This is a genomic window from Flagellimonas sp. L-11 (genome assembly GCF_056857735.1).
The window spans coordinates 120125-142108 of record NZ_JBSXNR010000068.1 but is presented as its reverse complement, the minus strand read 5'-3'; the positions used below and the strand labels follow the sequence as shown (position 1 = coordinate 142108).

General features: G+C 42.4%; 23 protein-coding genes. 14 read left to right on the top strand and 9 right to left on the bottom strand.

What is annotated here, in order from left to right; genetic code table 11:
* Positions 1-11 precede the first annotated feature (11 nt).
* Genes AC13CC_RS12725 through AC13CC_RS12715 form a run of 3 tightly spaced genes read right to left on the bottom strand, consistent with a single transcriptional unit; the run spans position 12 to position 2727 of the window.
* Positions 12-1241 (bottom strand): nucleoside permease, encoded by a 1230-nt coding sequence (locus tag AC13CC_RS12725; RefSeq protein WP_482878075.1) that lies wholly within the window; start codon positions 1239-1241, stop codon positions 12-14.
* Between the two features lie 23 nt (positions 1242-1264).
* Positions 1265-1708, bottom strand: coding sequence for a DinB family protein (locus AC13CC_RS12720; protein ID WP_482878074.1), 444 nt, complete (start codon positions 1706-1708; stop codon positions 1265-1267).
* 23 nt (positions 1709-1731) lie between these two features.
* A complete protein-coding gene (locus tag AC13CC_RS12715) occupies positions 1732-2727 on the bottom strand; it encodes a sugar phosphate isomerase/epimerase family protein (protein ID WP_482878073.1) in 996 nt (331 codons plus the stop codon).
* A gap of 136 nt (positions 2728-2863) precedes the next feature.
* Here AC13CC_RS12715 and AC13CC_RS12710 point away from each other — a divergent pair, with 136 nt between their 5' ends.
* The 4 genes from AC13CC_RS12710 (at position 2864) to AC13CC_RS12695 (ending at position 9071) form a co-directional block, all read left to right on the top strand.
* A complete protein-coding gene (locus tag AC13CC_RS12710; protein ID WP_326276798.1) occupies positions 2864-4582 on the top strand; it encodes a GMC family oxidoreductase in 1719 nt (572 codons plus the stop codon).
* Positions 4582-5235: a gluconate 2-dehydrogenase subunit 3 family protein gene (locus AC13CC_RS12705; protein ID WP_482878072.1), complete on the top strand. Its 654-nt coding sequence runs from the start codon at positions 4582-4584 to the stop codon at positions 5233-5235. The genes AC13CC_RS12710 and AC13CC_RS12705 overlap by 1 nt, the downstream gene beginning before the upstream one ends.
* A 1118-nt stretch (positions 5236-6353) precedes the next feature.
* Positions 6354-7088 carry a LytR/AlgR family response regulator transcription factor gene (locus tag AC13CC_RS12700; RefSeq protein WP_482878071.1) on the top strand — a complete coding sequence of 245 codons (735 nt, stop codon included), beginning with the start codon at positions 6354-6356 and terminating at the stop codon, positions 7086-7088.
* Between the two features lie 15 nt (positions 7089-7103).
* Positions 7104-9071, top strand: a complete 1968-nt coding sequence (locus tag AC13CC_RS12695) for a tetratricopeptide repeat-containing sensor histidine kinase (RefSeq protein WP_482878070.1) — start codon at positions 7104-7106, stop codon at positions 9069-9071.
* Here AC13CC_RS12695 and AC13CC_RS12690 read toward each other — a convergent pair.
* Positions 9064-9633: a DUF3109 family protein gene (locus AC13CC_RS12690; protein ID WP_326276794.1), complete on the bottom strand. Its 570-nt coding sequence runs from the start codon at positions 9631-9633 to the stop codon at positions 9064-9066. The genes AC13CC_RS12695 and AC13CC_RS12690 overlap by 8 nt on opposite strands.
* 122 nt (positions 9634-9755) lie before the next feature.
* Here AC13CC_RS12690 and AC13CC_RS12685 point away from each other — a divergent pair, with 122 nt between their 5' ends.
* Both AC13CC_RS12685 and AC13CC_RS12680 read left to right on the top strand, forming a co-directional pair.
* Positions 9756-10340: a MarC family protein gene (locus AC13CC_RS12685; RefSeq protein ID WP_326276793.1), complete on the top strand. Its 585-nt coding sequence runs from the start codon at positions 9756-9758 to the stop codon at positions 10338-10340.
* A 9-nt stretch (positions 10341-10349) separates the two neighbouring features.
* Positions 10350-10550 (top strand): hypothetical protein, encoded by a 201-nt coding sequence (locus AC13CC_RS12680; RefSeq protein ID WP_482878069.1) that lies wholly within the window; start codon positions 10350-10352, stop codon positions 10548-10550.
* 216 nt (positions 10551-10766) lie between these two features.
* Here the strand turns inward: AC13CC_RS12680 and AC13CC_RS12675 are convergent, their stop codons facing one another.
* The 3 genes from AC13CC_RS12675 to AC13CC_RS12665 all read right to left on the bottom strand — a co-directional run bounded on the left by AC13CC_RS12675 (position 10767) and on the right by AC13CC_RS12665 (position 13518).
* Positions 10767-12395 carry a S41 family peptidase gene (locus AC13CC_RS12675; RefSeq protein WP_482878068.1) on the bottom strand — a complete coding sequence of 543 codons (1629 nt, stop codon included), beginning with the start codon at positions 12393-12395 and terminating at the stop codon, positions 10767-10769.
* Between the two features lie 15 nt (positions 12396-12410).
* Positions 12411-12848, bottom strand: a complete 438-nt coding sequence (locus AC13CC_RS12670) for a deoxycytidylate deaminase (RefSeq protein ID WP_482878067.1) — start codon at positions 12846-12848, stop codon at positions 12411-12413.
* Between the two features lie 85 nt (positions 12849-12933).
* Positions 12934-13518 carry a HupE/UreJ family protein gene (locus AC13CC_RS12665; RefSeq protein ID WP_326276791.1) on the bottom strand — a complete coding sequence of 195 codons (585 nt, stop codon included), beginning with the start codon at positions 13516-13518 and terminating at the stop codon, positions 12934-12936.
* Between the two features lie 114 nt (positions 13519-13632).
* On the opposite strand from AC13CC_RS12665, the gene AC13CC_RS12660 reads away from it, so the two are divergent.
* Positions 13633-14793 (top strand): PepSY-associated TM helix domain-containing protein, encoded by a 1161-nt coding sequence (locus tag AC13CC_RS12660; protein ID WP_482878274.1) that lies wholly within the window; start codon positions 13633-13635, stop codon positions 14791-14793.
* On the opposite strand, the gene AC13CC_RS12655 is transcribed toward AC13CC_RS12660, so the two are convergent.
* Positions 14790-15527, bottom strand: a complete 738-nt coding sequence (locus AC13CC_RS12655; RefSeq protein ID WP_326276789.1) for a TerB family tellurite resistance protein — start codon at positions 15525-15527, stop codon at positions 14790-14792. The two genes, AC13CC_RS12660 and AC13CC_RS12655, sit on opposite strands and share 4 nt — an antisense overlap.
* Before the next feature lie 122 nt (positions 15528-15649).
* Between AC13CC_RS12655 and AC13CC_RS12650 the strand changes: the two genes are divergently transcribed.
* The 4 genes from AC13CC_RS12650 (at position 15650) to AC13CC_RS12635 (ending at position 19021) form a co-directional block, all read left to right on the top strand.
* Positions 15650-16060, top strand: coding sequence for a BrxA/BrxB family bacilliredoxin (locus AC13CC_RS12650; protein WP_326276788.1), 411 nt, complete (start codon positions 15650-15652; stop codon positions 16058-16060).
* 79 nt (positions 16061-16139) lie between these two features.
* Positions 16140-16874 (top strand): lysophospholipid acyltransferase family protein, encoded by a 735-nt coding sequence (locus AC13CC_RS12645; protein WP_482878113.1) that lies wholly within the window; start codon positions 16140-16142, stop codon positions 16872-16874.
* A complete protein-coding gene (locus AC13CC_RS12640; protein ID WP_326277119.1) occupies positions 16874-17533 on the top strand; it encodes an HD domain-containing protein in 660 nt (219 codons plus the stop codon). Before AC13CC_RS12645 ends, AC13CC_RS12640 begins: the two co-directional genes overlap by 1 nt.
* Before the next feature lie 63 nt (positions 17534-17596).
* A complete protein-coding gene (locus tag AC13CC_RS12635; protein WP_326276787.1) occupies positions 17597-19021 on the top strand; it encodes a Gfo/Idh/MocA family protein in 1425 nt (474 codons plus the stop codon).
* A 165-nt stretch (positions 19022-19186) separates the two neighbouring features.
* On the opposite strand, the gene AC13CC_RS12630 is transcribed toward AC13CC_RS12635, so the two are convergent.
* A complete protein-coding gene (locus tag AC13CC_RS12630; RefSeq protein WP_482878065.1) occupies positions 19187-19360 on the bottom strand; it encodes a hypothetical protein in 174 nt (57 codons plus the stop codon).
* Between the two features lie 255 nt (positions 19361-19615).
* Between AC13CC_RS12630 and AC13CC_RS12625 the strand changes: the two genes are divergently transcribed.
* The 3 genes from AC13CC_RS12625 to AC13CC_RS12615 all read left to right on the top strand — a co-directional run bounded on the left by AC13CC_RS12625 (position 19616) and on the right by AC13CC_RS12615 (position 21853).
* Entirely contained in the window at positions 19616-20710 is a 1095-nt protein-coding gene (locus AC13CC_RS12625; RefSeq protein ID WP_482878064.1) for a TFIIB-type zinc ribbon-containing protein, read from the top strand.
* Positions 20711-21023: 313 nt separating this feature from the next.
* Positions 21024-21230 carry a hypothetical protein gene (locus tag AC13CC_RS12620; protein ID WP_326276784.1) on the top strand — a complete coding sequence of 69 codons (207 nt, stop codon included), beginning with the start codon at positions 21024-21026 and terminating at the stop codon, positions 21228-21230.
* 20 nt (positions 21231-21250) lie between these two features.
* Positions 21251-21853 (top strand): hypothetical protein, encoded by a 603-nt coding sequence (locus AC13CC_RS12615; RefSeq protein WP_482878063.1) that lies wholly within the window; start codon positions 21251-21253, stop codon positions 21851-21853.
* Positions 21854-21984: the final 131 nt, after the last annotated feature.

Sequence of the window (21984 nt, the reverse complement as noted above, 5' to 3'; positions counted from 1 at the left end):
TTTGGTTGTATCTAAGATTTATATTCTACTTTTTCGTTTTTAAATATTAGTGCAAACAATATAAATACTACTGCTGCGAACCCTGCCGGATAAATCCAAATGGTGTCCCAGGCGTGAGTTCCATCCTCCAAAGTAAGCGAATCGGTTATTAACCCAGCGATCCAGAACCCTATTAACATTCCTACACCGTAAGTGGCCAAGGTAATCAATCCTTGTGCGGCACTTTTGTATTTTTCCCCTGCTTTGGTATCGGTATAAATCTGTCCGGATACAAAGAAAAAGTCGTAACAAATACCGTGCAATGCAATTCCGATGATCAGCATAAATGATAGTTCGTCGGCATTACCGTAAGCGAACAGCAAATAACGAACGGTCCAGGCCAACATGCCTATCAAAATCGTCCTTTTAAATCCAAACTTGGTAAAGAAAAAGGGCAGCGCTAGAATAAACAGTGCTTCCGATATTTGTCCGATGGCCATTTTCCCCGTTGGATTGGGCAACCCTATTTCCGCCAGAAAAGGGTTGGCGTTTTGATAATAAAAGGCCAATGGTATACAGATCAATACGGATGAGATAAAGAACACCAAAAAGTTTTTGTCCATTAAAAGTTTTAGCGCATCCAGTCCCAACATATCTGAAATGGTCACCTTTTCATTTTTGTCTACTGTTGGAGGTGTTTTGGGCAATGTAAAGCTGAAAAGGCCCAACACGGCAGAAGCAATGCCCGCCATTAAAAATGTGTTTTTGAGCATTCCCGCTTTCAACGCTTCTGGCGAATCCCAAACAAAAAGATAGCTAATGACCAGACCGGCAATAATCCAACCGATGGTCCCGAACACGCGGATGTTCGAAAATTCTTTTGCAGGATCTTTCATTTGGTTGAATGAAATTGAATTCACCAATGCCAATGTGGGCATGTACAAGATCATGTATCCCAACACATAGGGGTAAAAGGCCGTAAAATCCGTTGACCGGTACATTTGGTACATTAAAAAGGCACCTATTAAATGCAGTACCCCTAAAATTCGTTCTGCATTAAAGTATCTGTCAGCAATCAATCCGATAATGAACGGAGCAATGATAGCTCCCCATGACTGTGTGGAAAAGGCCATTGACGATTGTCCCGCTGTGGCCTCCAAATTGTTGCCCAAAAAAGTACCCAAAGTAACAAACCAACCACCCCAGATAAAAAACTCGAGGAACATCATAAAGGACAGTTGGAGTTTGGTTTTAATATTCATGTAAAGTGTTAGTTAGTTGCTTGTTATCGTTTGTAATGTACGTAATCCAAAGGTTCTGGCGCTATTCCAGAATTTCTCAACTCCATCATAATTTGCCCACGATGGTGCGTGGAATGGTTAATAATATGAAAAAGGATATCCTTTATTTCATTGGAAAAACTTCTTCCTTGACTGTTCTCGTACTCCACCCGTTTTTCAAAAGTATCCGTATTGGAAACAATTTCAAAAGAAGTGCGCTGGTTTTGGTAATGGATATCTTCCCACTTACTCAATTCGTGCTCGTCCCAAACACCAAATTCGGTTGGGATTCCCAACATGCGGTGGTTCCAGATATGGTGCGCATTGAGTATATGGCTAAAAAGTCTAATGCAGTTGTCCGGAACATGGTCCAGACCACTGCATTGTTGAATTACTTTTTTGTTACAATAAAAATTGTAATCGAAGAGTTGTTGCAAAAATCCCTTCATCTACCCATTCATATTAATTTGGACTACTCCAATACTTTTTCCAAAAGTGCCTTGGTTGCCAAAATCCCTTCTTCTTCACTAAGTTCGGAGCCTTCATATTCCACCCCCACAAAACCTTCGTATCCGGACTCTAGGACAATGTCCATAATTCTTGGATAATCCACCCTTGTTTCATACCCCTCCTCATCAAAACTATAGGATTTGGCACTAACGCCCTTGGCGTAGGGCATTAACTCCTTTGTTCCTTTATAACGATCATATTCTTCCAAACATTCGGACGAATAGTAATCGCCTGCTTCTCTTTTGATGCAGAAATTGCCAAAATCGGGCAATGTCCCACAATTTTCCATGCCCACTTTTTCCATAACCTCTGCCAATAGTTGTGCATTGGAAGATGGTCCTCCGTGGTTTTCAACAATAATATTGATGTTTTTGTCCTTGGCATAGGTGGCCAATTGCGTAAGCCCTGCAACAGAGGCCGGCATCCAAACTTCCGGATCCATGCTCCCGTTCAGGTTTACACGGATGGAACTGCAGCCCAAAGCTGCGGCGGCATCCACCCACTTGTAATGGTTTTCAACGGCTTTTGTCCTTTCGGCCTCATCAGGAACGGCTATATCCCCTTGACCATCTACCATGATCAAAACATTCGTTAAGCCATATTTTTCACTTTCGGCCTTGCTTTTTTCCACCCAGTTGTTCATGGCCTCTTCCGAAAAATTAGCGGCCTGTAGTTCCTTATAATAAAGGGCGCTTACATATTCGAGACCTTCAAAGCCCCATTCACTTGCTTTTTCTGCAAAAGTGTAAGGGTCTACACCCTCTTCAAGAATCATTTTATGGATGGACCATTGTGCCAAAGAAAGTTTTAAATCCGGTTTGGATTCTTCAACGGCTACTTCTGTTGCAGTTTCTTCGGCCGATTCCTTTTTTGAATTCTGTTTACAGGAATAAAATCCTAAAAATGCCACCATAATCAAGGTAACAATACTTTTCTGTGCTAAATTACTTCTGTTCATATTTTTACGTTAGTTAATTTCGTTCGGAATCCAAAAACTACAACGTTATAGTGCTGAATTCTCAATAAACATAGGGATTAAATGTAGAAAATTAATTTAATAATTAATACATTTAGCAAATAAACAATCCGAATAAATGAGTAAATTTTATTACAATCAGGAGCAGGAATCCTATGATGCCATCGTGGTAGGTACGGGTATCAGCGGTGGTTGGGCTGCCAAGGAATTGTGCGAAAACGGCCTAAAAACTTTGGTCTTGGAACGTGGGCCCATGGTAAAGCACCGTGAAGATTACCCAACAGCCGATAAGGATCCTTGGGATTTCCCCCATGCGGGAACAGCAACCCGAGAAGACATTAAAAAACAGGAGAAACAATCCAGAACAGGGTACACAACTGGAGCAGCATCCAAACATTGGTTTGTAAATGATTTGGACCACCCATACAACGAAACCAAGCGATTCGACTGGATGCGCGGGTACCATGTTGGTGGACGTTCCATTATGTGGGGACGACACAGTTACCGTTGGAGCGACATCGACTTTACCGCCAACAAAAACGAAGGTATTGCGGTTGATTGGCCCGTACGTTACAAAGACATAGCACCTTGGTACGATAAAGTGGAAAGCTACATTGGTGTATCCGGTGAAAATTTAGGTTTGCCGCAGCTGCCAGATGGAAAGTTCGAACCCATGATGGAACTGAACTGTGTGGAAGACCATGTTAGGGATAAAGTTGCAGAACATTTTAACGGCCGTGTAATTACAGCCGGTAGGGTGGCACACATTAATAGCGACAAGCAATTTGAAGGCGATGGCCGTGTTCGTTGTCAGTTTAGAAACCGTTGTATTAGAGGATGTCCTTTCGGAGCATACTTTAGCAGTGTTTCTTCTACATTGCCAGCTGCCGAAGCAACAGGAAACATGACGCTAAGACCGGATTCCATTGTTCACGAAGTAATTTATGACCCTAATACCAAAAAGGCTACAGGGGTTAAGGTTATCGATAGGGAAACCAAAGAGGAATTCGAGTTCAAGGCCAAAGTGATTTTCCTTTGCGCTTCTGCCGTAGCATCAACCTCTATTTTAATGCAGTCCAAATCCGATAGGTTCCCCAATGGTTTGGGCAACGATTCCGGTGAATTGGGCCACAACATTATGGACCACCATTTCTTGGTCGGCGCATCGGGTAAATTTGAAGGATACGAAGACAAGTATTATAAAGGAAGAAAACCCAATGGCACGTACATTCCAAGGTTTAGGAACCTCGGCGGGGATTCCAACATGAAGGATTTTGTTAGGGGCTATGGCTACCAAGGAGGTGCCAGTAGGGGCAATTATGAAGAAATGATCGCCGAGGCTTCTTTTGGTAAAGACTATAAGGATGCCGTGCTTACCCCTGGAGGTTGGACCATGAACATGCTTGCCTTTGGAGAAATTCTTCCATACCACGACAATAAGATGACCTTGGATTACGACAAAAAAGATCAGTGGGGCCTACCTACCGTTACTTTTGATGCGGAAATCAGACAAAACGAACTGAACATGCGTAAAGATATGCAGGATCAGGCCGTCCAAATGTTGGAAAAATCAGGAGCCAAGGACATTACTCCTTACGATAGACCTTACGCTCTAGGACTTGGGATACACGAAATGGGAACAGCACGTATGGGCCGTGACCCAAAAACATCCGTGGTAAATGGACATAACCAAGTGCATGGATGTAAGAACGTATATGTAACCGATGGTGCCTTTATGACCTCTGCAAGCTGCGTCAACCCATCGTTGACCTACATGGCATTTACTGCACGGGCCGCCAACCATGCTGCCCAAGAACTTAAAAAAGGAAATATATAATGGAAAGAAGATCAGCACTTAAAAATATGGGATTGGCCTTCGGTTATGCAGTGGCCACACCAACATTGTTCTCTTTGCTTCAGAGCTGCAAGAACAGGCCGGCCTACGCCGAATGGACACCCGGTTTCCTAAATAAAGAACAGGGATACGCTATGGCGCAGACCTTGGACGTAATCCTTCCCAAAACGGATACTCCGTCAGCAACCGAGATGAACGTGCACGTTTTTATAGATGCATACCTGAATGAAGTGATGCCTTTGGACCAAAGAGACTTTGTAGTCATGAAAATGAACAAATTCTATGATAAGGTCCTTGCAGACTCCGGAAAGGAAAGCCTAATGGACATTGAGCCTGCTGATATTGAACCAGCATTGCAAACCTATCTCAAAAAACGCACCGAGGAAGAAGAAGAGGCACATTCCGAAGCCATCATGAACTATATGGAGGCTATTTTGGAAGGAGGCCAAGCCAGCTTGGATGATGATATCGCCCGTTTTTCGTTTGCCAACGATTTAAGGGATTTGGCCACATGGGCCTATAAATCATCAGAATATATTGGTGAAGAAGTATTGGCCTATTTGCCAATACCCGGCGAGTATGTTCCTTGTGGAGACCTCAACACCCTGACCAGCGGCAAAGCATGGTCACTCTAAGGTTTACCGGACCATAAAATCAAAAGCCTCCAAATTGGAGGTTTTTTTTTATACTTCCTTTAAAAAAATACCTCGGAACGTTCTAATGTGGGGTGAACCTGTCCGAGGTATTAAATCAATAAACACTATCACATGTACTGTTTTCAGCACAAATCAATGTACACCAGGGAGCATAAATTTGGGATGCTATAATGTACAGTAAGCTTTTTGCATCATTCAAAATCAGCTTAAATGTTATCGCAACCGATACCACATAAAAAGTTGAAACTTGAAGTTTGCGTTGGCAAAGATTTAAAAACGCAATGAATTTTTAAAGGTCTCTTTAGCTAAATAGGGATAAAGTTTTTAACATAAAATGTTGAAGACCTTGGTTTGAGAGTCGAAATTCCCGGAAAGACGGGAATAAGCTTACACCAAATAAAAAGACCAAGAAGCAATACTGTTTACTTACTTGGTCCCGCTTTTATGATGAACCGGCCAATGGGGCCGAATATTACCAAAGAGTACGGCCTCTTCAATCATGTCCTTCACAAACCTATATCCGTCCTAGGTAGTTCCCCCGAAACCTAAAATCAAATTTAGATTTAGACCTAATTGAAGATTAATTGTGCAAGCGGTTTATACAATCAAGAGATTGGTTGCTGTGGCCGTACAATTATTTGGTAATACAAAATTTTTAAGAGCAACTGTTGGTCACAAGCTTATTTTATTTCTTTACAACTACCTTGTTCCAACCAGAATTTAATCCGGCATCATTCTTATCCAACACCGCCGCAAAAATCAAAGCCATTATCAAAATCAGAAATAATACTGCACATTTTCTCATTTCCAAAACATTATAAACCGTCTTTCAATTTTTGACAAGCCGAATATAAATAACAATACCCCACAAGTATGCGGTCTATGTATAAACTGTCCCTTTTTATGTATAATTGGTTTATAGGGTTTTCAGATTGAGTTTGTTTTCCTCTTACTGTTCTTTTATCGTGTACCTAAAATGATGGTTTTTCCCATGATTTGCCTTTTTATACCAGTTATACGTGCTAAATATCCATTAACACATAATTTTATCACTATGTGAAGAATAATTCTAAATTTGATATAACCTATTCTGTATTATGCTAGAAGCTGTAATAGTTGATGACGAAATAAAAGCCCTGCAAAGTTTAAGTTGGGAACTGACCAACTTGAGCGATGAGGTGGATATTATTGCATCTTTTACCGATGCCCGCGAGGCCTTGGATTATTTGGAGCAAAATACGCCCGATTGCCTGTTCTTGGACATAGAGATGCCCGCCATGGACGGGTTTCAGTTTATTAAAAACCTAAAGAACAAGAATTTCCCGGTCGTTATTACTACAGCCTACAACCAATATGCGCTGCAAGCCCTAAAGAATGAGGCCATCGATTATCTTTTAAAGCCCATTGACTCCGATGATCTTGAAGAAACCATTGCCAAGATAAAAAAGTTCAACTCCAAGAACTTGAGCATTGATCGGTTGGAGAAAATTCTGCTCAACTTCAATGCAGAATCACAGAACAAAAAAATAACCATCAACACCGATGGCAAACTGGTCTTCTTGAACAGTGACGACATCCTGTATGCTGAATCGGATGGCAACTACAGTACCATTTTCTTGACTGATGGTCAAAAAATACTACTTACCAAAAAACTAAAAGAAGTAAACACACTTTTACCCCAGAGCAGCTTCTTTAGAATACACAATTCGTACATTATCAATCTCAATAAAATAAAAGAGTTCCTCAAAACCGATGGTTATGTGGTTTTGGAGTCCAATCATAAAATTCCTGTTTCCCGGCAAAAAAAATCCGACTTTTTGGATATGCTTTAATCCCACAATGTCCCCGTGCCTATCGTAAAGCTCCAATACTCCGAAAATCCATATCGACCGCAAAGCACTACTTTGCTCGTGCTATTATTGTTTTCGTTTTTTGGTTCCTTGACCGCCCAGGAAATCCCAAAAGAATTTAAGGATAAGGCCGAAACACTCGTACAACTTCAGCCCAAAACGTATGAAGCTCTCGACAAAGAATTGAATTCAGAAAAAAGGGATACCTCGTTGTTGAGATATTTTGCCAATTTAAGCAAAGAGTATAATTATTTGGTAGGTAGAGCCTATGCCCTGAACCAATTGGGCATGAAATACAGAAATATTTCCCAATATGAAAAGGCGGTGGCCCTCCATGAACAGGCACTGGTAGCCTCCGAGGAGGCCAACAACATCGATTTTAGGGTCCTTAGCCTTAATATGTTGGGAGTTGTGTACAGACGTACCGATGCCATTAAAACAGCCTTGGACTACAACCAAAAGGCCCTGGAGTTGGCAGAGCAGGTCGAAGACCCCTCGAACCATATAAAAAGAAGCATCAATGTTGCGCTGAACGGCATAGGGAACCTGTACCAAACCTTGGAACAGTATGATTTGGCAATACTACAGTTTCGGAGAGCCCTTAAACTTGAAGAAGAACTCGGCAATAAACTGGGGTTGGCCATCAACCATCAAAACATAGGGCATTGCCTTGAAGAAAAAGGAGATTTGGAAGGTGCTCTGGAAAACTACAGAAAATCGCTGGCCTATAATGAAGAGATCGATTCCGATATTGGCCGTTTGATATGCAAGAACAGCTTGGCCCAAATCTATCTTAAACAGGATATGCCCTACTTGGCATTGGTGCTTTTGGAGCCGCTACAGGAAGAGTCAAAAAGAATAGGCGACTTTTCCATAACCTCCCTGGTTTTTATCAATACAGGTTGGGCACAAACAAAATTGGGCAATTACATGGAGGCCGAGGACTTTATTAAAGAAGGTTTGCAAATGGCCCAAAACCGAAACATTCCCAGCAACATTCTGTACGCCTATGAAAAAATGTCGGAACTCCAAAATACCAAGGGCGACTTTAAAAAGGCTTACGAGTATTACAAAAAAGCCGACCAATACGACAAGCAGATTTCCAGTGCCACCAACTTAAGGTACATGAACGATATTATTGTTAAGTACGAAAACGACAAGAAGAACAACCAAATTGCCGTACTTGCCAAGGAAAATGAGATTGTTCGCCTTAGACTGAAAAAGAACCAAACAACACTTCTTGTCAGCGCTCTAATTGTTGGGCTGATTTTATCCATTCTCTATATTCTCTATCGCCAATACCAAAGTAAAAACGAGAAAAGGGTACTGACCTTGGAACAACAGATGCTCCGCAGCCAGATGAACCCACACTTTTTGTTCAATTCGTTAAACTCCATTAAGCTTTACATTATAAACAACGAGCAAAAAAATGCCGTCCATTACCTAAACAAGTTTTCAAAACTGGTACGGAAGATCCTTGAGGCGTCATCCCAAAAGGAAATCCCGCTATCGGAGGAACTCGGAACCATGGAGCTTTATATGAACATCGAAAACATTAGGTTTTCCAACGAGATTGATTTTAAGATCGAAGTGGAAAAAGATATCAATATAGACAATATTAAAATTCCATCTTTGACCCTCCAGCCCTTCTTGGAAAACTCCTTGTGGCATGGATTATCGCCAAAAGATGGCGAAAAGAAAATCCAGATCAATGTAAAGCACAAGGACAAAGGTCACGTAACCATCGAAATAGTGGACAATGGTGTGGGCCGAACCATGGCAGAAGTGAACAAAGAAAACAGGGTACTAAAGAGAAAGTCCTTGGGCATCCGCATTACCAAGGAACGATTGGCCAATTTTGCCAAGGATTATCAAAACAAATTCGATGTGGATATTTTGGACCTGTTCGATGAAAACGGAGACCCGAACGGCACCAAAGTAGTGCTGGACATTCCTACTATCTAAGGTTTTCGGCTGCTACTTCCTCCAATTCCCTGTACCAGTCCTCCCCAAATTTTTGGATCAAGGCATCCTTTACAAACTTATAGATCGGAACCTTTAATTCTTCGCCCAGGGCACAGGCAGGGTCGCAGATTTCCCATTTGTGATAGTTTACCGCCGTAAATTCGGAGTACTCCCTTGTCCTTACCGGGTACAAATAGCACGAAATTGGTTTTTTCCACTTGGTGGCACCTGCCTCATAAGCGGCCTCGAGGCCACATTTTGCCATGCCATTATCGGAAAAAATAACGTAGGCACACTCGTTGTTGTTTACCAGTGGGGTTTCCCATTCGCCATCCTCTCCTTTTACAAAAGAACCATGCTCCTCAATGGCGGCAATGCCTTCAGGGCGCAAAAATGGTTTTACATCTTGATAAATATTTACGAGTTTATCGGTTTCGGAATCATCCAAGGGGGCTCCATATTCCCCTCCTACGCAACAAGCACCTTTACAAGCATTTAGGTTGCACACAAAATCATTTTGCAATATCTCTTCGGATACTATGGTTTTTCCTATCTGGAACATACTAAGGGCTTACTTTTTGGGCAAAGGTAATTCAAAACCGAAAATTTGATGATTTATAAACATTTTATGTAGTCCAAAAGTGTTTTTTACCCGTAAATTTGCCGTCCGAAAAAAATGATGCGATGAATTTTAATTTTAAGGAGATTGCCACCGCTGGAATGGTATTGTTTGCCGTAATCGATATTTTGGGAAGTATCCCCATTATTTTATCCCTAAGGAGCAAGGTTGGCCATGTGCAGTCGGAAAAGGCTTCCATTGTGGCCACATGTATAATGGTTGCCTTCTTGTTTGTTGGGGAAAGTATTCTCTCTTTGATCGGGATCGATGTAAATTCCTTTGCCGTTGCCGGTGCCTTTATCATATTTTTCTTGGCGATCGAAATGATCTTGGGCATATCGCTTTACAAGGATGATGAGCCGGAAACCGCCTCTATTGTACCTATTGCATTTCCGCTTATCGCAGGTGCGGGTACCTTGACCTCCATTCTGTCCCTTAGGGCGGAATATCACGTGGAGAACATTATCGTCGCCATTATCATAAACGTTATCTTTGTATACATCGTGCTTAAGTCGAGTGCAAGAATCGAACGTATTTTGGGCAAAAACGGACTCAATATTATCCGAAAGGTATTCGGTGTAATCCTTATGGCCATTGCGGTCAAGCTTTTTGCCACCAACATCAACGAGTTACTTACGCACAATATTTAAACCATTGATATGAACAAGACCTTTGCTATAGTTTTAATTATACTGGCGTTGGGCCTTATTGCCTATAATGTAACCTTAGTGGATTTTGAAAACCCGCTTCAGGGCGATAGCACCATTGCTTTGATTGGGATAGTGGCCTCGTTGTCTGCCATAGTGCTTATGTTGATCTTTATTACTTCCAAAAAGATAGACAAAAAGCTAAAAGACTAAGAGCCTGTTCAGGAATTTTTGATTGGAATTGATATAGGCCTTTTTTGATGCAGTTTGAGACATAATTTTTAAGCATAGCCGCGGCCACGGTTCAAAATTATAGCAGGACCGATGAAAAGGTCAACGATTTGACCTTTGAAAGAGGGGCCAGATAGTGCGTTGGCAACAAAAAGGGGCACAACAGAACAATTGAAAAATTTCTAAAAAAACCCTAAATCAAGGTTTTTCTTCCACAGCACCAATTTGGGATTGATCTATCCTTGCTTTATCCAATGCTTTCACCTTATTGAGCATGGAATCAAAATCCCCCTTGATCTGGGCAGATAGGTTGGGCGAAAACAATTGTTCGGCAATATTGGCCTTTATATACGCCTTTATCTTTTCCTCATGGGCATAGAAATCCAATTTTACCTTTCTATCCAGTACAAATTGGATGAAGTTATCGAAAAGGATATCATCTACCTTGAATTCGTCCAAGAATTGGTTTTGGTCATAACCATCGTACATGGTCCTGTCCTTTTCCAAATGTTCAAAAACAAAACGGGCAAAAAACTGATAGGTATCGTCCATGCTCTCTATGGCCTCTTCTTGGTTGTTTCCTATCGGAACAAAAACATCGGGGATAATCCCCCCGCCTCCATAGACCACTTTGCCCTTTGGGGTAACAAACTTTAATGAGTCTGCCACTTTAATACTGTCCGCAGATATAAGTTCGCCACTGGTGTAGCGTTCCATAAAACTTTTGTAATAGTCGTGGTTACCGTTTTTATAGGTTTTTTGAATGGAACGTCCCGTTGGGGTGTAGTATCTGGAAACGGTCAGCCTAACCGCTGAGCCATCGCCCAAGTCCATTTCGCGTTGCACCAAGCCTTTTCCAAAGGAACGCCTACCTACAATAGTGCCTATGTCATTATCCTGTAAGGCTCCTGCAATAATTTCACTGGCCGATGCAGAGCGTTCATTAATAAGCACATATACCGGTTTGTTCTCAAAATCCCCTTTTTTGGTGGCGTATGCTTTTTTAATGCGCCCTTTCTTGTTTTTAGTGAAAAGAATCAATTTGTCATCTTCCAAGAACTCGTCGGCCAATTTTTCGGCAATGCCCAAATAACCACCAGGATTATCCCTTAGATCCAAGGTCAGTTTCTCTGCACCTCTTAGTTTTAATTTTCTCAACGCATCTTTGAACTCATCAAAAGTGGATTCGGCAAAACGGTTGATTTTGATATAACCCATCTCGTTGGTGAGCATGTAATACGCTTCAACACTTCTGATAGGAACACGGTCCCGAACCACGGGAACGTCCATTATTTTGTTTTCGGTTTTTCTAAAAACCTTCAAATTCACCTTTGTACCGACCTTGCCCTTTAAGGTAGAGACCACATCATCGTTGGCTATTCTTCTGCCGTAAAGTGTATCCGTGTCGGCCATCAAAATACGGTCGCCCGGTTTTATTCCACTGATGTAACTCGGTCCATTTTTGATGGTTCTTATCACGGTAATGGTATCCCTATACATGTAGAAACTCACGCCGATACCCGCAAAATCGCCTTTCATGCTTTCGGCCACCTCCTTCATTTCATCTTTGGGAATGTATACGGAGTGTGGGTCCAGTTTGCCCAAGATATTGTTCACGGTGACATCCACAATGCTATCGGTATCCACATCGTCCACATATTCGTAGTCGATATAGTCGATGAGCCGATTGAGTTTATCTTTCTTGGAATTGGTGGAGAACAATTTCTCCGGGGAATCATTAAAATGAAGTTTCCCTCCTATAAAAATGCCGATGGCTACCGCTAGAGCAAGTAGGGTAGGCCAAATATATCCTTTGATCTTTTTCATATAGCAATTATGGTTTTAAACCATTTCTTCCAAAACGGGCAAATGGACGATTTCAACTCCTGCCCTTTCCAGAAATTTAATTCCAGAGTCGTCTTTGTATGCATTCTGGTATACCACACGTTTTATGCCAGCTTGGTGCACGAGCTTACTACATTCCCTGCATGGCGATAGGGTAATATAGAGCGTAGCACCTTCGCACGACTGTGTGGATGAGGCAACTTTAAGAATGGCGTTGGCTTCGGCGTGCAGCACATACCATTTGGTATACCCTTCATCGTCCTCGCAAAAATTCTCAAATCCCGTGGGTGTTCCGTTGTACCCATCGGATATGATCATTCTATCCTTAACGATTATGGCTCCTACTTGCTTTCTTTTACAGTAGGACAGTTTGCCCCATTCTTGGGCCATTCGCAAATAGGCTTTATCGTATTTTTCTTGTTTGCTCGCCTTCATAAATCCAAAAAACGCTGATAATTAAATAAATATACCTGCTTTGACAGACCCTTACAACCTTATTCAATAAAATTTAACTTAGGCCCTATATGGGGAACGTAGCAATAAGCAAGGGTATTGTAATGGCAATGATCAAAATGGATGCAACGGCTATAAAAATGGATCGCTTCACCTTTAATAAGTCCAAAATCACATGGGCAATAATCAAAACCACCAATATGATGATGATTTGAGATAACTCAATTCCCGTGGCAAAACCCAATAAGGGCGTAATCTTATCCTCTTCTTCGGCCATCAACATCTTAAAATAGTTGGAAAAGCCAAAACCGTGGATCAACCCAAAGAAAGCGGTGGCCAAAATGTGAAGAAAAAGACCCACGTCCAAGGCCTCTTTGTAGACATAGGCAAAATTGAAAAGCGCCGTAAGCAAAATGGTAACTGGAATCAAGAATTCGATCAGACCAACATCCACAATGGCAACTTCATAAACGGATAGAGCCAAAGAGGTACAATGGGCAATGGTGAAAATGGTGGCCAAAACCAATACCCGTTTCCAATGTTTAAAAGTAAACGGGACCGCTAAAGCCGATAAAAACAAGATATGGTCGTACGCACCAAAATCCAACACATGGTCAAGTCCCAATTTTATGTAGAACAGAAACTCCTGCATGATCTTTTGCCTCCAAATTTAACCAATAAAACCCACTTTTTGTTGATTTTAAATCAACGCAAAACTTTAATTAACTTTGCACGGCCCAACCCAATGTTGGGTCTTTTTATGGTCATGGGAAAAAAGAACACATACGGAATCCGAGCTTTTATCAACGATGTACACCTTTGGTTAGGGCTTGTGAGCGGTATCATTATTTTCTTGGTTTGCCTTAGCGGTACCATCCTTACTTTTGAAAAAGAAATTGAACAGTGGTTCAAAAAAGATATGAAAGTAGTGGCTGTGGGGACAAAAAAATCACTTTCCAGCTTGGTGAACGACCCCAACATCCGATCAAAAGGACTCCTTACCACCATCACTATACCTTCTGATGAAACTTCACCCTACAAATTATCCATTAAGGAAGATCCCAAGCAAAGAAGAGGCTCTACTTATGAAGTGAACCCTTATACCGCCGAAATTTTGGCGCCACAAGAAACGGGGATGGACAGATTTATGTTCAGCATGTTTAAAATGCACCGTTGGTTATTGATGGACATTAAATGGGGAAGACCTATTGTGGGCATTGCCACCATTATTTTTATGATATTGGCCTTATCTGGAATTGTACTTTGGTTCCCTAAAAAAGTAAAATGGAAAACCGTAAAAGCCGGCTTCAAAATCAAGACCAGCGCCAATTGGAAGCGCATCAACCACGATTTGCACAACACCTTGGGCTTTTATGCCTGCATTTTGATATTGATCATGGGCATTACCGGGCTGTGTTGGTCCTTTGAGGGGTATCGCGATGGATTGAGCGCCGTTATGGGGACACGGGTGTTCGGAAACCGTGGCGGGGGCACAGAAGTTGATTTGGAGCGTTTGGACAACGGCAAATCCATTAACTTGGAAGAAGCCATTGCCCTTGCCAATAAGGAGTTGAACTACGAAGGTGAACTAACGGTGAGTTTGCCCAACGAAAAAAACCCGATCTATGGTTTCCGTAAGATTGCGGACAATTCTTGGTCAACCGTGGCTCAGGACAGACTACAGATCCATGAATCGGGCGAAATGATCAACAAAGAAATATATGCCGACAAACCGCTCAATGTGAAAATTGCTTCGGCCATAAAGCCGATTCACACCGGAACCATCTATGGCGGACCTAGCAAGTGGTTGTATTTCTTGGCCTGCTTGATCGGTACCAGCTTGCCCATTACAGGAACCATCATTTACATCAACAAACTAAAAAAGAAGAGCAAAGGAAGAAAGAAGAATAAATCGGCTATAGCTTAGGAAAGTCCTCTTTCCTTTTGAATGGTCTCGTAAGCTTTTTGGACCTCTTTAAATTTTTCTTCGGCCCCATTTCGGATGGCTTCATTTTCGGTGACCACACGATCGGGATGATACTTTTTTGCCATTTTCCTGTAAGCCTTTTTTACCTCATCATCGGTAGCCGTCTTCTCGATTTCCAAAATCTTGTACGAATTGTCCGTCGACTTTATGAACATCGCCATAATACTTTCAAAATCGTGCTGGTTCACTCGAAAATAACCCGCTATCTCCCGTAATTTTTGGATTTCCGCCTTGCTTACCTGTCCATCGGACTGGGCAATCCCAAATAAAAAGTGAAGCATTTGCAAGCGTACCTCGTATCGGGTGCGCTGTACCATAAAATTACAGATATGCTGTGCGGATATCTCCCGATTTTTTATAACATCATTAAACGTCCGGAAAATCGCGTTCGCTTTTTCCTTGCCATAGGTGCTCAAAAAATACTGTCGCACATAATCCAACTCCCTTTGGTTCACCTGCCCATCAGCCTTAATAATTATGGAACAGAGCGAGAGCAGGTTCAATTCAAAATCGGCCGGAGAAACCGATTGCCGGGTAACATTTTCAAATATGGACCTGGGGTTATTTCCAGAACCTCCCATATTATCCAAAAAGGTCCCGACGATAAACCCTAAAATCGCACCCGGAAATCGAAATAAATAATAACCGATAAAGGCGGCTATCCACTTGATCATGTTTCAAAATTTAAACGGCAAAGATAACGGTTTGATAGAGAAACAAAGCTTTAAGCAATGTTAAGGGTGATGAAAAAACGCTAACAATACCGTATCTTTGTACTATAATCAAAAAAAAGCCTATGTATCCAGAAGAATTGGTTAAACCTATGCGAGAAGACTTGGCCAGTGCCGGGTTCGAAGAACTACATACAAGTGAAGCTGTAAATGAGGCCTTAAAAAAGGATGGAACCACCTTGGTAGTGGTAAATTCGGTTTGCGGTTGTGCCGCGGCCAATGCAAGGCCAGCTGCTAAATTGAGCCTGCAAAACAGCAAAACGCCAAACAACTTGGTTACCGTTTTTGCCGGTGTGGATATGGAAGCTGTTGCAACGGCCAGAGACCACATGGTTCCCTTTCCTCCTTCCTCACCAAGCATGGCCTTGTTCAAAAATGGAGAGTTGGTGCACATGATAGAAAGGCACCACATTGAAGGCAGGCCTGCCGAACTTATTGCGGAAAACTTGATGGAAGCCTATAACGAGCATTGCTAAAATCAAGGAAATAAAATACGGAATGGCCACCCTAAAGGGTGGTTTTTTTATTTTTACGGCAACCAATAAAAATGTACACGTGCTAAAACTGCTTTCGTATCCCCTGACCGTTATTTTCTTTCTGCTTTTTGGCCTGGTCTTGGTTGTTTTCCATCCCCTACAGTGGGTTTGCCATACTATGTTCGGGTACAATGCACACAAAAAAAGTGTTTCCATATTAAATTGGTTCATTATGCGGTGTACCAATGTGCTAGGGACACGATACAGTTTCCGTAACAAACAAAACATCCCGACCGACCGACCACTGATCATAGTCACCAATCACCAAAGCATGTACGATATACCCCCTATTATTTGGTATATGCGCAAGTACCACCCCAAATTTGTGAGCAAAATTGAATTGGGAAAAGGAATACCCAGCGTATCTTACAACTTAAGGCATGGGGGTTCCGCTTTAATCGATAGAAAAGACCCGAAACAATCCATCGCCGAGCTTCAAAAATTGGGAAACTATATTGAAACAAACAACCGAAGTGCCGTGATTTTTCCCGAAGGTACGCGAAGTAGAAACGGAGTGCCCAAACCTTTTAGGACAACCGGCTTAAAAGTATTGATGAAGAAGGCGCCCTCCGCCTTGATCGTACCCATTAGTATAAACAACTCTTGGAAACTGTTGCGCTATGGCAAATTTCCGATGGGTCTGGGTTCCCATGTTACTTTTGAAGTACATCCTCCCATAGCGAACCAAGGCAAGGCAGAGGAGCTTATCGCCCAAGTAGAAACCCAGATTGTATCGGGAGTTAAAACCAAATGATGAAGGAAGACCCATTGGTGCAAGATACCATCAATTTTGTCAAAGAGGAACTCCAAGATGCCGAAGGAGGACACGATTGGTTCCATATTGAACGTGTTTTCAACACCTCAAAATTACTGTTGAAACACGAACAGGCAGATGCTTTGGTCGTGCAACTGGCAGCACTGCTCCATGATATTGCCGATCCAAAATTCCACGGTGGGGATGAAAGCATTGGTCCAAAAACCGCGGAAACATTTCTTACATCCAAATCCGTTGATGCGGAGACCATCCATCATGTTGTGAACATCATCAAGCACATGTCCTTTAAGAACAGTCTGGAAACGGAAACGGAAAAATTTACATCCAAAGAGCTTCAAATTGTGCAGGATGCCGATCGTTTGGATGCCATTGGCGCCATTGGGATTGCCAGGGCCTTCAATTACGGAGGTTTTAAAAACAGGGAACTTCACAACCCCACGATTCCGCCCAACCTCAACATGACCAAGGAGGAATACAAAAAATCAAAAGGACCCACGATCAACCATTTTTACGAAAAGCTATTATTGCTCAAGGAGAAAATGAACACGGCAAGCGGAAAAAAACTGGCTGGGGAACGCCATCAATTTATGCTGGACTATCTCCATCAGTTTTACAAAGAGTGGAACGGGGATGAATAATCGCTAGGATTACTCTTTCAGTTTTTTGTATCTTGGGATTTCACTTAAATCAAACTAAACAAAATGCAAAGAAGAAAGTTCATCAAAAACACCGCGGCCGCTTCAGCTGCGTTTTCCATTGTCCCAAGTCATGTAATGGGCAGGACCCACATTCCCCCAAGTGACACGCTGTATGTAGCCGGTTTCGGTGTTGGCGGAAGGGGTAATTCCGTAATCAATGGCTTAAACGACACCGGAAGGGTGAAATTTGTGGCGTTCTGCGACGTGGATGACCGTCGCGCCCAACAAACCTACGAGCAATTCCCCGACGTAAAGCGTTTTAAGGATTTTAGAAAGGTTTTTGATGCACATATAAACGATATTGATGCCATTGCCGTGGCAACTCCAGACCATACACACGCCACCATTTCCTTACCTTTTATGCGTGAAAAAAAACATGCCTACGTGGAAAAACCGTTGACCCACAATATTCACGAGGCACGTTTAATGACCCAAGTTGCAAAAGAGCAGGGTATCGTAACCCAAATGGGAAATCAGGGAGCATCCAGCGATGGTAGCCGAATAGCACGCGAATGGGTAGAATCGGGCATTATTGGAAAAGTACACACCATAGATTGTTGGACCAACCGACCTGTGTGGCCACAGGGCGTTCCCTTGCCTACAAAAAAAGACCGTATTCCAAGAGGATTGGATTGGGACCTTTGGTTGGGACCGGCCAAAATGAGGGACTACAACGATGCTTACCTTCCCTTTAAATGGAGAGGCTTCTGGGACTTCGGAACTGGAGCTTTGGGAGATATGGGATGCCACATTATGGAAACACCTTTTAGCGTTCTTGACCTTGGTTACCCCAAAGAGGCAGAAGCAAGTTGCACCACAGTTTGGGTAGATGATTTTGTGGAAGCGGATTATAGCCATTCCTGTCCCCCTTCTTCCAAAATTCACTTGAAGTTTGAGCACGAAGAGCACGGCGATATCGCTTTAAACTGGTATGATGGTGGTATAAAACCAAACTTGCCCGATGAACTTAAAGATGATGAAACCATCGGTGATGGTGGCGGGGGAACCGTTATGTACGGTGAAAAAGGCATATTGGTATGCGATACCTATTCCCGAAATGCAAGATTGTTGCCGTCCGAAATGATGGACCTGTACAAATCCCCGGCCCCTAAATACGATAGAGTGCCCGGTGGAATGAGTGGACACTTCGCCAATTTTGTGGATGGTTGCCAAAACGGTACGCCCACCTCTTCCAACTTTGAAAAAGCAGGAAGACTTACCGAAACCGTACTGATGGGCAACTTGGCCGTTAAAGCCTTTCAATACAAAGAGTTGCAAGAAGGGAAAACTCCGAGCGATTGGAGTCCTTACAACTCTCCTGGAAGAAGAAAGCTTTTTTGGGATGGCGACAACATGGAGATTACCAATTACGAGAAGGCCAACGACTGGGTAACCCGCGATTACCGCAAAGGCTGGGAATTGAAATAGATTAAGTTTTTTATATTGAAAATGGCCCGTTTTGGGCCATTTTTTTTGCTTATAACAATGCTTGCCCTAGACGCATCCCATTAATCGGCACAGTTGAGGTTTATAGGTTATGGGCACCCTAAAAATAGACTGTGCCTACCTTGGTAATCGACCTGTCCGTTGAACCTAAAATGGACCAAAGGCATAGACCACGGCTCGGCCCGCCAATGGAAAACCTTTGATCGGCTTTTTAAAGGTTGATGGTTCAATTAAGCAAACACCAAGGAACATCTTGTTTTCTTTCTTAAAATAAACATCAAAAGTTTGCTTGCCAATGCCGATTCCTATAATTTTATGCATATATAGTTTTTAAATGCCCGTGGATCATCAATTCTAAGTCAGCCTTTTGGCCCGATGAACCGTTCAATCTTTAGGCATCTGCGGAAAGGGACGGATATTTCGAGCTGTTTTTGGACCAACGACAATAAACAATCTGGCTCTTTCGCTTTTGTGTTCATCCATTTTTAAAGATCAATATAATCCTAACCTCTTGTAAAGATAGTTTAACAGTACATTTTAATTTCTATTGATTCCCGTTTTTGCGGGAAAGAAGATATGGAAGAACAAAAAATCCAAAAGACCGAACTCAAAAAAGCCTGTGTCAATTGTGGGGCAGAGCTAAAATACAAACCTGGCACCACCAGCATTAGTTGTGAATACTGCGGTCATAAGGAGAACATCTCCATAAAAGAAAGCGGTTTTGAAGAGTTAGAGCTGCAACCCTACCTACAAGAAATGGGGGCATTAAGGCACAGCGAGGAAATTTCCATGCTGCATTGCAAAAACTGTGGAGCCGACCAACATGTGGAGGAAAATTATAAATCACTCCATTGCGTGTATTGCGGCCAACCCTTGATCATAGAAGATGCCTACAACGAAAACTGGATTTTGCCCGGTGCCGTTTTACCTTTTCAAATTGATAAAAAACAATCCTTTGCCATTTTCAAAAACTGGGCAAAGCGCTTGTGGTTTGCGCCGAACAATTTAAAAAAGGCTACGCTGGACCCCCAGTTCACCAAAGGACTCTACTTACCGTACTGGACTTTTGATGCGCAACTCCATGCTTCCTATACTGGTCAGCGGGGCGAATATTATTACGAGACACGAAGGGTGCGCAATGCCAATGGCAAAATGGTGACCCAAAGGGTCAGGAAAACCAGATGGTACCCTGCATCGGGGGAAGTTTCGGGATTTGTGGACGATACCTTGATCAAAGCTTCGCACCAAAAGACCGGAAGGATTCCAAGTAAAATTGCCTTTTGGGATTTGAAAAAGCTTCAACCGTTCAACAGTGGATTTTTATCCGGATTTGTTACCGAAAAATATACCATCCCTTTAAAAGATGGCCATTTGCATTCCAAAGAGGTGGCAAAGGACATTGCAGATTCTTGGTGCAGGCGTGATATTGGTGGCGATACCCAACGTGTGCTTTCTATGGATATGAAACTGTCCGAAGAGACCTTTAAACATATTTTGTTGCCTGTTTACGTTAGCGCGTATCGGTACAATGGAAAAGAGTACAACTTTTTCATCAATGGGGAAAATGGACAAATATCGGGCACTCGACCTTATAGTTTTTGGAAAATCTTCTTTACGATTCTAGCGGCACTTGTGGTCATTGGGGTGATTGTCTTCCTATCAAAGAAATAATATGTAGTAATGAAGAAGCTTCTAATCATGCACGGCGGTGCTCATTGGCGGGTTTGGCCTGAAGAATCCCTAAACTTGGTAAGTAAATTGTACAAGTACAAACAAAACACCCAACAAGATTTATTCCTTTTGAAGGGGCAGATCACGGTGTTCGAGAATTTGGGGAGGACAAGTTCTATGCAATGAAACGACATTTTGACCTTTACCTTAAGGATAGCATCCACCTCCCAATATGGAACCTCATCGACGGTAAAGTACACCATAACATCCATTCCCCAGTTTTTGCACGTATATACCTGTAAATAGATAAGTTATGACCTACCAAAAATTTGCAGTGCTCGGCATTTTTGTCGCTCTGCTGTCTTTGTCTTGCAGGGACACCGAAAAAGAGGAAAAGGAACTGAATCAAAAACTGGAACAGATTGAATCTGTGGAACAGACAGTGGATTCAACCGTAAACGATGTGGACCAAAAAGCATCGGAAGTCGAGCAAATGATCCAAGAACTCGATAGTATCTAATCTAAAAAACCCAAAGTCACATGAAACGAATTTTATTGATTGTTTTGTTTTCCATTGCAGCCCTAAACTTGGCCAATGCCCAAGGGAAATCCCAAGAAAAAGGGCAGGGAAAACAAAAAGCCAAGGAAGTCAGGGAAAAATCGAAAGAAGTAGAAGACGAAGTAAAGGAAACTTCTGAAGAAGCCCAAGAAAAAAAGGAGAATGCCAAGGGCAAGGGCAAAGAAAAGGCCGAACGAACCGCTAAAGAAACGGAAAATGAGGCCCAAGAGGAATTGTCCAAGGGTAATTCCTATGGTAGGGAAAAAGGAGATATGTCCGGCAAAGAGTTCGGACAATATCGCGCATCGCAGGCCAAAGAAAAACTCAAGGAATCCGAGGAAGCATTGAAACAAGACGAAGAAACCTTAAGAAAAGGCAGAAGAGCCTTGGCCGATGCCAAAAAACGTGTTGAGGAAGCCAAAAACAGCGGAGAGGACGATGAGATAATCGCTAAAAAGGAAGAAAAGCTAAAGCGGGTGGAAGAAAAGCTGAACGAACTCGAGGTTTCCATTCAAAAAGGAAAACAAATTCTAAAGGAGAAGGCCGACCAGTTAAAAAAAGTGGGCAGCACTCCTGAAATGTAAGTAAATCCAGTCCAATAGGAATTTACAGAAGGGCTGTCCAAAAAGTATTGAAGCGCGTCATTCTGATAAGCAAATCGCTATGGGAACCTGAATCAAGTTCAGGTCGGTGAAAATCGACACTTTGGACAGCC